The 11994-nt window shown below is 75.9% G+C and carries 9 protein-coding genes, 1 pseudogene and 1 riboswitch; of the genes and pseudogenes, 1 reads left to right on the plus strand and 9 read right to left on the minus strand.

What is annotated here, in order from left to right; translation table 11 throughout:
- The first annotated feature begins 195 nt into the window (after nt 1-195).
- Nucleotides 196-2970, plus strand: a complete 2775-nt coding sequence (locus ACWDAS_RS29465; RefSeq protein ID WP_450396999.1) for an ABC transporter substrate-binding protein — start codon at nt 196-198, stop codon at nt 2968-2970.
- Here ACWDAS_RS29465 and cobC read toward each other — a convergent pair.
- From cobC to ACWDAS_RS29510, 9 genes and pseudogenes are all read right to left on the minus strand, one after another.
- Nucleotides 2960-4063, minus strand: coding sequence for an Rv2231c family pyridoxal phosphate-dependent protein CobC (gene cobC, locus ACWDAS_RS29470; RefSeq protein ID WP_450397182.1), 1104 nt, complete (start codon nt 4061-4063; stop codon nt 2960-2962). The two genes, ACWDAS_RS29465 and cobC, sit on opposite strands and share 11 nt — an antisense overlap.
- Before the next feature lie 30 nt (nt 4064-4093).
- Nucleotides 4094-4339: pseudogene (locus ACWDAS_RS29475) on the minus strand (CbiX/SirB N-terminal domain-containing protein); the annotation flags it as partial.
- Nucleotides 4340-4425: 86 nt separating this feature from the next.
- A complete protein-coding gene (locus ACWDAS_RS29480) occupies nt 4426-4851 on the minus strand; it encodes a cobalamin biosynthesis protein (protein ID WP_450397001.1) in 426 nt (141 codons plus the stop codon).
- Nucleotides 4848-6206 (minus strand): cobyrinate a,c-diamide synthase, encoded by a 1359-nt coding sequence (locus tag ACWDAS_RS29485; protein WP_450397005.1) that lies wholly within the window; start codon nt 6204-6206, stop codon nt 4848-4850. Before ACWDAS_RS29485 ends, ACWDAS_RS29480 begins: the two co-directional genes overlap by 4 nt.
- Complete coding sequence (cobO, locus tag ACWDAS_RS29490; RefSeq protein ID WP_450397008.1) at nt 6200-6805, minus strand: cob(I)yrinic acid a,c-diamide adenosyltransferase; 606 nt, start codon at nt 6803-6805, stop codon at nt 6200-6202. Before cobO ends, ACWDAS_RS29485 begins: the two co-directional genes overlap by 7 nt.
- Nucleotides 6805-8814 carry a putative cobaltochelatase gene (locus ACWDAS_RS29495; protein ID WP_450397011.1) on the minus strand — a complete coding sequence of 670 codons (2010 nt, stop codon included), beginning with the start codon at nt 8812-8814 and terminating at the stop codon, nt 6805-6807. The genes cobO and ACWDAS_RS29495 overlap by 1 nt, the downstream gene beginning before the upstream one ends.
- Nucleotides 8815-8887: 73 nt before the next feature.
- Nucleotides 8888-10399, minus strand: a complete 1512-nt coding sequence (locus ACWDAS_RS29500) for a cobyric acid synthase (RefSeq protein WP_450397013.1) — start codon at nt 10397-10399, stop codon at nt 8888-8890.
- Nucleotides 10396-11388, minus strand: a complete 993-nt coding sequence (locus ACWDAS_RS29505) for a cobalamin biosynthesis protein (protein WP_450397014.1) — start codon at nt 11386-11388, stop codon at nt 10396-10398. Before ACWDAS_RS29505 ends, ACWDAS_RS29500 begins: the two co-directional genes overlap by 4 nt.
- 54 nt (nt 11389-11442) lie before the next feature.
- Nucleotides 11443-11568: riboswitch (cobalamin riboswitch) on the minus strand.
- 169 nt (nt 11569-11737) lie between these two features.
- A complete protein-coding gene (locus ACWDAS_RS29510; protein ID WP_450397017.1) occupies nt 11738-11977 on the minus strand; it encodes a hypothetical protein in 240 nt (79 codons plus the stop codon).
- Between the last annotated feature and the right edge of the window lie 17 nt (nt 11978-11994).

Genomic DNA, 11994 nt, shown 5'->3' on the forward strand with positions numbered 1-11994 from the left:
GACCGGGTGACCCCAGGGGGGGGCGGACCGGGGTCGAGGGGGGGCGTGGAGGGCGGCCGGGTGTTCGGGGCCGCCCTCCACGCGCGGCTCCGCGACCGCTCCTCGCGCCAGCTCGTCCGCGTCTGAAAAGGGTGGTTTCCACTACCCTGTTGGGGAGTGTCCGCGCGCCCGTCGCGGACGGGGCCGGGGGGTCGCATGTTCGGGGGACGGTACGAGTTGCGGGCGCTGCTCGGCTCCGGCGGCATGGCCCGCGTCCACCTGGCGTACGACACCCGGCTCGGCCGGACCGTGGCCGTCAAGACCCTCCTGCCGGAACTGGCCCGGGACCCGGAGGCGCGGCGCCGCTTCGCCCGCGAGGCACGGGCTGCGGCCGGGCTCAACCACCCCGGCATCGTCACCGTCCACGACCAGGACGAGGTCACCACCGGCGACTCGGTCGTCCCGTACCTGGTGATGGAGCACATCGAGGGCCGCACCCTCGCCGAACTCGCCCGCGAGCAGGCCCCGATGGAGGTGGAGCGGGCCGTCCGCATCACCTGCGACATCCTCGACGCCCTCGCGCACGCCCACACCCGCGGCCTGGTCCACCGCGACGTGAAGCCGTCCAACGTCCTGATCACCACCGGGGGCGCGGTCAAGGTCGCCGACTTCGGCATCGCCCGGGTCGTCCACTCCCTGTCCCGCATCACCGGCACCGGCTCCGCCATCGGCACCCCCGGCTACATGGCTCCCGAGCAGTGCGCCGGGGACGCCGTCGACGCCCGCAGCGACCTGTACGCCGTCGCGTGCATGCTCACCGAACTCCTCACCGGGACCGTCCCCTTCGCCGGGACCACCCCGCTGTCGGTGATGTACGCCCACGTCCACCGGACGCCGATGCCGCCCTCGGCGCGCAACCCGCTGGTGCCGCCCGACCTCGACGCCATCGTGCTGTCCGCCCTGTCGAAGAACCCGGCGCTGCGCCCGCGGAGCGCCGAGCAGATGAGGAACGCCCTCATGGGCCGGCTCGCCGCCCGGACCCCGCCGACGGGCCCGCCCGCGCTGCCCCCGCCGCCCACCCGGCCGCCCGTCGCGCCCCATCCGGCCTACCACCCGCCCTCGTACGGGCCCCGGACCGCCCCGGCCGGGCCGCCCTCGTACCCCACCCGGCCCGCCTGGGACACCCCGGTCCCGGTGCCCCGGCGCCGCCGCTGGGGCGTGATCGCCGCGGCGACCGCGGCTGTCGTCGCCATCCTGGTCACCGTGGCGGTCGTCCTGGACCCCTTCGGCGAGGGCCCGAAGAAGCCGTCCACCCCCACCGCCCAGGACCTGATCGCCGCTCGCAGGTCCGCCGACGGCTACAACGGCGCCCTCAGCGGGGCGGTCAACCCGTCCAACGCCAAGGGCGGCACCCTCGAACTCGTCTCCGCCTACGCCCCCGACTCGCTCGACCCGGCCCGCACCTACTCCCCGCTGGTGTGGAACCTCGGCCGGCTCTATCTGCGCAAACTCGTCGACTTCGCCCCGCAGCCCGGCGCCGCGGGCACCCGGCTCGCCCCCGACCTCGCCACCAGCACCGGCCGGATCTCCGACGGCGGCCGCACCTACACGTACACCCTCAAGGAGGGCGTCACCTTCGAGGACGGCACGCCGATCACCTCCAGGGACGTCAAGTACGGCATGGAGCGCACCTTCGCCAGGGACCTCTACCCCGGCGGCCCCACCCACCTGCACGACCTGCTGGACCAGGGCCAGAGCTACCCCGGTCCCTACAAGGACAGCGACCCCGCCGGGCTCGGCCTGAAGAGCGTCGAGACCCCCGACGACCGCACCATCGTCTTCCACCTCGCCGCGCCCTTCGCGGACTTCCCCTACGTGCTGGCGCTGCCCATGTCCTCGCCCGTCCCGAAAGCGGCGGACACCACAACCGAGGACAACTACCAGAAGCAGCCGGTCGCCAGCGGGCCCTACCGCATCGCGTCCTACGACCCCGCCAAGGGGCTGCGGCTGGTGCGCAACGACAAGTGGGATCCGGCGACCGACGCGATCCGCACCGCCCTGCCCGACGCGGTGGAGCTCACCATCGCCACCGACACGGCGGCCGTGGACACCGCCCTGATGAACGGCACCGCCGACCTCGACCTCGCCCAGACCGGCGTCCAGGAGGCCACCCGGACCAGGATCCTCGCCGACCCCGCGCTCAAGGCCCGCGCCGACCTCGTGCAGACCGGCGCCGTCCGCTACTTCTCACTGCAGACCGCCGTCGCTCCCCTCGACGACTACCGCTGCCGCTGGGCCGTCCAGTACGCCACCGACCGCAGCCTGCTGCGCGACGCCATGGGCGGCAAGGACGCGGGCGACATCGCCGGCGGCATGCTCCCGCCGACCATCGGCGGCTACGACCGGCACCTGGACACCTACGGCACCACGACCGGCGGCGCCTACCCCGAGCAGGCCCGCCGCTTCCTCGGCGAATGCGGCCACGCCAAGGGGTTCAGCACGGTCGTCGCCGTCAGCGGCAGCGATCCGGCCGCCCGCAAGGCCGCGCAGTCGCTCAGCGACCAGCTCGCCGAGGCCGGTATCAAGACCACCGTGCAGACCCCCGAGGCCGCCGACTTCTACGCGGCCCTCGCCGACCAGCAGAAGATCAAGGAGAAGGGCTGGGGCATCGTCATGACCACCTGGCAGTCCGACTGGCCGTCCCCGGCCGGCTTCCTCCGACCCCTGCTGCTGCCCGGCAGCCCCGCCAACTACGCCGGACTCGACGACCGGGAGATCAACTCCCTGATGGACGAGGCCGACTCCGAGACCGACCGCAACGCCGCCGACAACCTCTGGCGCACCGTCGACTCCACCGCCCAGGACCGCGGCACGCTCCTGCCCTTCCTCCACGAACGCCGCCTCAACTACCGCTCCGAACGCCTCACGAACGTCTATGTCCACCCGGCCCTCGGCGGGGTCGACATCCAGGCGCTGGGCGTCAGGGGCTGATCGCCTTGGCCAGGGCGGCCGCGAAGCGGTCCGTGGTGGCGGGGTCGCGGACGGCGAGGCGGAGCCAGTCGTGGGTCAGGCCGGGGAAGGTGTCGGCGCGGCGGACGGCGAAGCCGAGGTCGCGCAGGCGCTCGCGCACCGCGGCGGCGTCCGGCAGCCGTACCAGGACGAAGGGGCCCCGCGCGGGCCCGGCAACCTCGACGTCCGCGAACTCGGACAGCCGGGACAGCAGATGCTCGCGGTCGGCGGTGATCCGGTGGGCCGCCTCCTCCGCCTCCGTGAGGGCCGCGGGGGCGCAGCACGCCTCGGCGGCGGCGAGGCCGGGTGCGGAGACCGCCCACAGCGGCTGGGCGCGGCGCAGCGCCGCGAGGCGCTCGCGATCGCCGAGCACGTAGCCGACCCGCAGGCCGGCCAGGCCCCAGGTCTTGGTCAGGCTGCGCAGCACCACAAGGCCGGGCAGGTCTCGGCGGGCGGCGAGGCTCTCGTGCTCGCCCGGTACCGCGTCCATGAACGCCTCGTCGACGACCAGGGTGCGGCCGGGACGGGCCAGCCGGGCCAGGGTCGCGGCGGGGTGCAGCACGGAGGTGGGGTTGGTCGGGTTGCCGACGATCACCAGGTCGGCCGCCTCAGGCACCGCCGCCGGGTCGAGCCGGAAGCCGTCCTCCGCCCGCAGCAGGACGCGGCGCACGGCATGCCCGGCGTCCCGCAGCGCCGCCTCCGGCTCCGTGAACTGCGGGTGCACGACGACCGCGTGCCGGGCCCGCGTGGTGCGGGCCAGCAGCACGAACGCCTCCGCGGCACCCGCAGTGAGCAGCACCTCCTCCGGCGGGCGGCCGTGGCGGGCGGCCACCGCCCGGTGCGCGGCACGGTCGTCGGGGTAGCAGGCCAGCCCGTCGAGGGTGGTCGTCAGCCGTTCCCTGAGCCACTGCGGCGGCGTGCCGGCGCGCACGTTGACGGCCAGATCGGTGAGGTCCTGGCCGCCGTCGCGGACCTCGGCGTCACCGTGGTGCCGAAGATCGTGGCCGGCGGCATCGCCCGCGTCACCAGCGTCGCCCGCGCCGTCGGCGGCACCGACGGCCGCCGCGTGCCGCAGGTCGACGCCGGGCTGCGCCTGCGCCCAGCCCTCCGCCTGCTGCCGGAGCCGCTCCTCCAGGGCCGCGTCCGCCGGGAAGCAGGGCAGCACGACGATCCGCCGTGCGCCCAGCCGTAGGCAGCGTTCCAGCCCCGCGGGGACGTCCGGTGCGGCGGTCGTCAGGAAGGCGGTCTCCACACCGGCGTATCCACGGCCCTCCCACAGCAGCCGCGCGGTACGCGCCACTTCGGCGTTGGCCGTGGCCTCGGGGGAGCCGGCGCCGACCAGCAGCACCATGGTGCCCGCCAGGTCCAGCGGCGTACGGGGCCCGCCGCCCAGCGCCGCGTCGACGCGCCGCTCCAGTACGTCGTCGGGCGGGGTGATCACGGTGCGCTCTCCTCCATCGCGGCGTGCTCGGGCGTCCGGCGCCGCGCCACGGCCGCGGTCGCCCTCGCCACGCCGCCCGCGGGGGCGGACTTCCTCTTGCGTACCAGAAGTTCGCCGCCGGGCGCCGCGGCGAGCGCGGCCGCCTCCGCCACGGAGGGCGTGCCGACCGCGGCCAGCGGCGCGCCCGAGGGGCTCGGCACGTCGACCGCGGCCAGCGTACGCGCGTCGTACGTCACCAGGGGGACGCCCAACCGCGCCGCGGCCCCCGCGACGCCGGGCTCGCCGGCCTTGGCGTCGACCGTCGCCAGCGCCACGACGGACGCCTGCGGCACCCCGGCCTCGGCGAGCACGGACCGTACGAGCGCGAGCACTTCGGCCGCCGGGACGCCGCGGCTCGCGCCGAGGCCGACGACCACGCTCACCGGGGTCCGTCCCCGCCGGCGGCGCAGGAGGCGGCGAACCGCCGCGCCAGGGACGGTTCCGCGGCCCAGTGGACGTGCAGGTACGACGCGTGCACGCCCCCCTGAACGAAGCCCTCCACGCGCCGTTCCGGACGGGTGAGTCCCCAGGCGGGCGTGGCCCCGGCGGCGGGCTCCACGACGGTGCGGTGGAACTCGTGGCCGCGCACCCGGGTCCCGGCGGCCGCCAGGGCGTTGTCGGCGACGGCGACCGCCTCGCGGTAGCCAAGCGTGAGCCGGTCCGACATGCGGGCCGTGATGTCCAGGACGCCGCACATGGGACGTCCGTCGAGTTCCCGCCCGAGGTAGAGCAGGCCGGCGCACTCCGCCGTGACGGGCCCGGCGAAGGCGGCGACGGCCTTGCGCAGCGGCTCGTTGGCGGACAGCTCGTGGGCGTACATCTCGGGGAAGCCGCCGCCCAGGACCAGTCCGGCGGCGCCGGGCGGCAGGTGCTCCTCGCGCAGCGGGTCGAAGGTGACGACCTCCGCCCCGGCGGCCGCGAGCAGTTCGACCTGCTCTGCGTACGAGAAGGTGAACGCCGCCCCGCCCGCCACGGCGACCACCGGCCGGGCGCCCGGCGCCGCCGGACCGGCCGCGGCCTGCGGGTCCCAGGGCTCGTCGGCGAGCGGGGGAACGCTGCGCGCCAGCGCCAGCAGGGCCTCCATGTCGCAGCCCGCCCGCACCCGCGCCGCCAGCGCACGGACCGCCTCGACGGCGTCGGCGCGCCGTTCGGCGACCGGCACCAGGCCGAGGTGCCGCGAGGGCGTGCCCACCGCCGTGTCGCGCCGCAGGGCGCCCAGCACCGGCACACCGGCGCCGTCCAGGGCGTCGCGCAGCAGCTCCTCGTGCCGGTCGGAGCCGACCTTGTTGAGGATGACGCCCGCGACCCGCACCTCCGGGTCCCACGAGGCGAAGCCGTGCACCAGCGCCGCCACCGACCGGGACTGCGACGAGGCGTCCACCACCAGCACCACCGGTGCCCGCAGCAGCTTCGCCACGTGCGCGGTGGACGCCAGCTCGCCCATCCCCGAGGCCCCGTCGAAGAGCCCCATCACGCCCTCCACGACGGCCAGGTCGGCCCCGCGTGCGCCGTGCAGGAACAGCGGGGCGATCCGCTCCGGGCCGCACATGTACGCGTCGAGGTTGCGGCCCGGCCGGCCGGTGGCCAGCGCGTGGTAGCCCGGGTCGATGTAGTCGGGGCCCACCTTGTGCGGGGAGACCGCGAGCCCGGCCTCCGCGAAGGCGGCCATCAGCCCGGTGGCGACGGTGGTCTTGCCGCTGCCCGAGGCGGGGGCGGCGACGACGAGCCTGGCTACCACTCGATGCCCTTCTGGCCCTTCTGCCCGGCGTCCATCGGGTGCTTGACCTTGCCCATCTCGGTGACCAGGTCCGCGAAGTCCAGCAGCGGCTGCGGGGCGTTGCGCCCGGTGATCACGACGTGCTGCGTGCCGGGCCGGTCGCGCAGCACCGAGACGACCTCGCCGGTGTCGATCCACCCCCAGTGCAGGGGGTACGCGAACTCGTCGAGCACGTACAGCCGGTAGGTCTCGGCGGCCAGGTCGCGCTTGACCTGTTCCCAGCCCTCGCGAGCGGCGTCCTCGCTCGCCGTGATGTCGCGGATGTCCCGCTGCACCCAGGACCAGCCCTCGCCCATCTTGTGCCAGGCGACGGTGCCGCCCTCGCCGGACGCGCCGAGCACACGCAGTGCCCGCTCCTCGCCGACCTTCCACTTCGCGGACTTGACGAACTGGAACACCCCGACCGGCCAGCCCTGGTTCCACGCCCGCAGCGCGAGCCCGAAGGCGGCGGTCGACTTCCCCTTGCCGGTCCCGGTGTGCACCATGACCAGCGGCCGGTTGCGGCGCTGGCGGGTGGTCAGCCCGTCCTGCGGCACGACGCTCGGCTGTCCCTGTGGCATTACGCGGCCCTCCGCACATCCCGTACCAGTGCCGCGACGCTGTCCGCGCGCAGCTCGTCCAACGTCACTGCCGTGCCCCGCAGTTCACGTGCCAGCTCGCCGGCGAGGCCGAGGCGCACCGGCCCGGACTCGCAGTCGACGACGACCGAGGCGGCGCCCTCGGCCGCCAGCAGACGGGCGGCCCGCCCGGCCAGCGCCACGGGCTCCGGCCCGCCGGTCGCCCGGCCGTCGGTGACGACCACCAGCAGCGGCCGGCGTGAGGCGTCCCGCAGCCGCTCCACGCGCAGCACGTCGTGCGCCTTGAGCAGCCCGGCGGCCAGCGGGGTGCGGCCGCCGGTCGGCAGTCTCTCCAGGCGCGCCGCGCCCGCGTCGACCGACGAGGTCGGCGGCAGCGCGAGCTCCGCCGTCGCGCCGCGGAAGGTGATCAGGCCGACCTTGTCGCGCCGCTGGTAGGCGTCCAGCAGGAGTGAGAGCACCGCGCCCTTGACGGCGCTCATGCGCTGCCGGGCGGCCATCGAGCCGGAGGCGTCGACGACGAAGAGCACCAGGTTGCCCTCGCGCCCTTCCCGTACGGCCTCGCGCAGGTCGTCCCGGCGGATCACCAGGCCCGGGCCGCCGCGTCCGCGCGCCCGCTGGTGCGGGGCGGCGGCGTGCACGGTCGCGGCGAGGTGCAGCTTGGACAGGGTGCCGCGGGGGCGCCGGGCGCCGGTCGTCCGTCCGTGCGCCGTACGGGCCCGGGAGCGGCGCCCCGCGGCGCCCTCGCCGAGGCCGGGAACGGTCAGGGCGCGGGCCTTGAACGGCTCGGCCGCCGGTACCGCGGCCCGTTCCCCGGCGCCGCCCGGGGCGGCCTCCGCGGTCCCGGCCGGCTCCGCCGATTCGGCCGGCTCCCTGGGCGGGGTGATGTCCGGGGTGCCGCCGTCGCCCGGGGGCGGCGTGCCGCCGCCGTCGGGGCCGCCGCCGTCAGGACCGGGATCCGGGTCCGGGTCGTCGTCCTTGCCGCGGTTGCGCTCCAGGGTCTCGTCGAGCTTGTCCTCGTCCAGACCGGGCGCGTCGAAGGGGTTGCGGCGGCGCCGGTGCGGCAGCGCGAGCAGCGCGGCCTGCCGCACGTCGGCGTCGGTCACCTCGGTGCGCCCGCCCCAGGCCGCCAGCGCGGTCGCCGTCCGCGCCATGACGATGTCCGCGCGCATCCCGTCCACCTCGAAGGCCGCGCAGGTCGCGGCGATCTGCCGGAGCGCGCCGTCCCCGAGCCGCACCGACGGCAGCAGCGCCCGCGCCGCCGCGATCCGCTCCCGCAGCTCCCGCTCCTCGGCCCGCCACGCGGCGGCGAATCCGGCCGGGTCCGCGTCGTAGGCGAGGCGCCGCCGGACGACCTCCACCCGCTCGTCGGTGTCCCGGGACGCCGCGACCTCCACGGTGAGACCGAAGCGGTCCAGCAACTGCGGGCGCAGCTCGCCCTCTTCGGGGTTCATCGTGCCGACGAGGAGGAAGCGCGCCGCGTGACGCACGGAGACGCCCTCCCGCTCGACGTAGGACGCGCCCATGGCGGCGGCGTCGAGCAGCAGGTCCACCAGGTGGTCGTGGAGGAGGTTGACCTCGTCCACGTACAGCACCCCCCGGTGCGCGTCGGCCAGCAGCCCGGGCTCGAAGGCCTTCACACCCTCCGCCAGGGCCCGTTCGATGTCCAGGGCGCCGACGAGACGGTCCTCGGACGCCCCGACCGGAAGCTCCACCATCCGCGCCGCACGGCTCTCCAGGCCGCCGTCCGGGCCGTGCGGCCCGTCCGGGCACGCCGGGTCCGGTGCCGCCGGGTCGCAGCTGAACCGGCAGCCGGGCACGACCTCCACCGGCGGCAGCAGCGCCGACAGCGCGCGTACGGCGGTCGACTTGGCGGTCCCCTTCTCACCGCGCACCAGCACACCGCCCACCGCCGGGCTGACCGCGTTCAGCAGCAGCGCCAGCCGCAGATCCGCCATCCCGACGATCGCGGTGAAGGGATAAGAGGTGCTCACGCGGCCTCCTCGGTCGAACGGTCACAGCGGCAGTGCTCACGGGCGGCCCGGGGCCGGTGCCCCGTCGGGGTGCTCACGGCGCACCCGGGGGGACGAAGGGCAACCCTGCAGGGGGGCCCTGCTCGATGAGGCGCAGGAGGGCGCCGGTGTCGGCGTGCTCCTCGATCAGGTCGCCCAGCCGGTCCAGCTGCTCCTCGCGGAGCGCGGCGAAGGCCGTGTCCGGGGCGGGCACGAAGCGCCGTCCGGCGGCCTTCGCGACCCGGCGCAGGAAGGCGCGGCGGAAGCCGTCGCTCTCCAGGGAGCCGTGCCAGTGGGTGCCCCAGACCGCGCCGGTGCGGCAGCCGTCCAGGAAGGGCTCGTCGCCGCCGCGGACGTCGGCGACGCCGTGGTGGATCTCGTACCCCTCGACCGGTTCGCCGTACGCCTTCCCGCAGGGCCGGGCCAGGGTCTTCTCCACGGCGAAGCGGACCCGCACCGGCAGCAGGCCGAGCCCCGGCACCGTGCCCGCCCGCGACTCGACGTCGTCCTCGATGGACTCGGCGAGCATCTGGAAGCCGCCGCAGATGCCCAGCACCGGGCGGCCCTGGGCGGCCCGGCGCGCGACGGCGTCGGCGAGTCCGCGCTGCCGCAGCCACTCCAGGGCCTTGACGGTGCCGCGCGTGCCGGGGAGGACGACAAGGTCGGCGTCGGCCAGCTCCTCCGGCCGGTCGACGAAGCGGACGACCACGCCCGGCTCGGCGGCGAGTGCGTCCACGTCCGTGAAGTTCGACATCAGCGGCACCGCCGCCACGGCGACCCGCAGGATGTCCTCGCCGTGCGGCGCCGCCGTGGCCGACTCGCGGACCGTGCCGCGCAGCGACACCCGCAGCCCGTCCTCCTCGTCGATGCCGAGGCCGTGCCGGTACGGCAGCACCCCGAAGAAGCCGCGCCCGGTCAGCCCGCGCAGCATCTCCAGACCGGGCTCCAGCAGGGACACGTCGCCGCGGAACTTGTTGACCAGATAGCCGCACACCAGGGCCTGGTCCTCCGGGCTCAGCAGCGCCGTCGTCCCGAAGAACGAGGCGAACACCCCGCCCCGGTCGATGTCGCCGACGACGACCACCGGGAGCCGGGCGGCCCGCGCCAGGCCCATGTTGACGATGTCGCCCTGCCGCAGGTTGATCTCCGCGGGGCTGCCGGCGCCCTCGCAGATCACCGCGTCGTGGCGGCTCCGCAGCTCCTCCAGGCAGCCGGTGACGGTCTCCAGCAGCTTCGAACGCCGCCCGTTGTGGTAGCCGCGGGCGCTCATCTCGCCCACGGGCCGGCCCAGGAGGACGACCTGGCTCGTCCGGTCCCCGCCGGGCTTCAGCAGCACCGGGTTCATCAGCGCCGAGGGCTCCACCCGGGCGGCCTGGGCCTGCATCGCCTGGGCCCGGCCGATCTCGGCGCCCTCACGGGTCACGTACGAGTTCAGCGACATGTTCTGCGCCTTGAACGGCGCCACGGACACACCCTGCCGCGCCAGCCACCGGCAGATCCCCGCGGTGACGACGCTCTTGCCCGCGTCGGACGTGGTTCCGGCGACCAACAGGCCCCCGCCGCTCATGCGCGCCTCCTCCGGCTCCGGGCGACCGCGCCCCACGTCAGGCGCCCGCCCACCGCGACCGCCAGCGCCAGCGCGCCGACCCGCCGCGACAACCGCGCCGCCCGTTCGATGTCCCCTACCTGCACCGCCCGGTTCCCCGCCCCCAGCACGGGCCGGTGCTCCACCCGTCCGCCATAGGCAAGCGTCCCCCCGAGGCGCACGCCCAACGCCCCCGCGAACGAGGCCTCCACCGGACCGGCGTTGGGGCTGGGGTGGCGCCCCCCGTCCCTGCGCCACGCACGCCACGCGCCACGGGGGTCGGGCCCGGCCAGCACCGTGAGCGCGGCGGTCAGCCGGGCACCGGGGAATCCGGCCACGTCGTCCAGCCGGGCCGCCGCCCAGCCGAAGCGACGGTGCCGTGGCGACTTGTGGCCGACCATCGCGTCGAGGGTGTTCACCGCCCGGAAGCCCACCAGCCCGGGGACGCCGCCCAGCGCGCCCCACACGAGCGCGCCCACGACGGCGTCCGAGGTGTTCTCCGCGACGGACTCCACCACCGCGCGGGCCAACTGGGTCTCGTCCAGCGCCTGCGGGTCGCGGCCGCACAGATGGGGCAGCCGCTCGCGCGCCCCCTCGGTGTCCCCGGCCGACAGGGCGGCGCCGATGGCGCGCGCCTCCCGTACGAGGGAGGTCCCGCCGAGTACGGCCCAGGTCGCCACCGCGGTGAGCGCGGCGGACCCGGGAGCGGAGCGGCGCACCGCGCGTGTGAGACCGGCCGCGGCCGCCACCGCGCCGCCCGCGCACAGCGCCGTGTGGAGGGCGCCCCGCCCGCGGTGGTCGCGCCACAACGCGTTTTCGAGTGCGGCGGCCGCGCTCCCGAACGCCGCCACCGGGTGACCGCGACGCGGGTCGGCGAGGGTGAGGTCGGCGAGCCAGCCGAGGGCGGCACCGGCGGCGAAGGCGCACGGCGCCGCGGCGCCGGTGTCGGGTGAACGGCCGGAGCCGCGCATCACAGGAGTCCTCACTCAGGGTCCGCGCCCTGGTTCGACGTGACCGGCGACGAGAGTCTCCTGGCTCCCGGATCGGCGGCACCCCCGGCCTTCCAGCCCCTGTTCGGGCCGTGGCCATGGGCGGGGGTCCGCTCCCCGGTGACAGTGGCGGGACCGCGCCGGATTCGCACCGGACTTCCTCTCCTGCCGCCGTTTGGCGGTTCCGATACCACCACGCGCCGCTCCGGCCCGTCAACTCACCGCGACGACCCCGGGAAAAGAAGAAACCCCAGCTCACGGTCGGATGACCGGGAGCTGAGGTCAACTTCACACGGTGCCGCGCCACGCGGCGCGGTGCGGGACCGCGGCGTCAGGCGACGATCAGGAAGATCCCGTACGCCACGGCAGCCGCGCAGAGCGCGAAGCACGCGTACGCGCCGGTGCGGGCCAGGACGGTCGAGCCGCCGGCGGAGCCGGTGCCCGCCTCGCCGGCGGCCGCGCCCTGCTTGGACAGGCCCACGATGCCGAGGGTGAACAGGCCGACGAGTCCGACGGTCACGGCGAGGCTGACGCCGAAGACGGAGCCGAGGGCAGCCCAGTCGATGTGCATGATGCTGGTTCCTTCCG

This window comes from Streptomyces sp. NPDC001070 (assembly GCF_053598835.1).

Bases quoted from the DNA above. Each gene is read 5' to 3' on its own strand.
- ACWDAS_RS29510 (WP_450397017.1), bottom strand. From the start codon at position 11,977: ATGCACATCGACTGGGCTGCCCTCGGCTCCGTCTTCGGCGTCAGCCTC.
- ACWDAS_RS29500 (WP_450397013.1), bottom strand. From the start codon at position 10,399: ATGAGCGGCGGGGGCCTGTTGGTCGCCGGAACCACGTCCGACGCGGGC.
- ACWDAS_RS29465 (WP_450396999.1), top strand. From the start codon at position 196: ATGTTCGGGGGACGGTACGAGTTGCGGGCGCTGCTCGGCTCCGGCGGC.
- ACWDAS_RS29505 (WP_450397014.1), bottom strand. From the start codon at position 11,388: ATGCGCGGCTCCGGCCGTTCACCCGACACCGGCGCCGCGGCGCCGTGC.
- cobO (WP_450397008.1), bottom strand. From the start codon at position 6,805: ATGCCACAGGGACAGCCGAGCGTCGTGCCGCAGGACGGGCTGACCACC.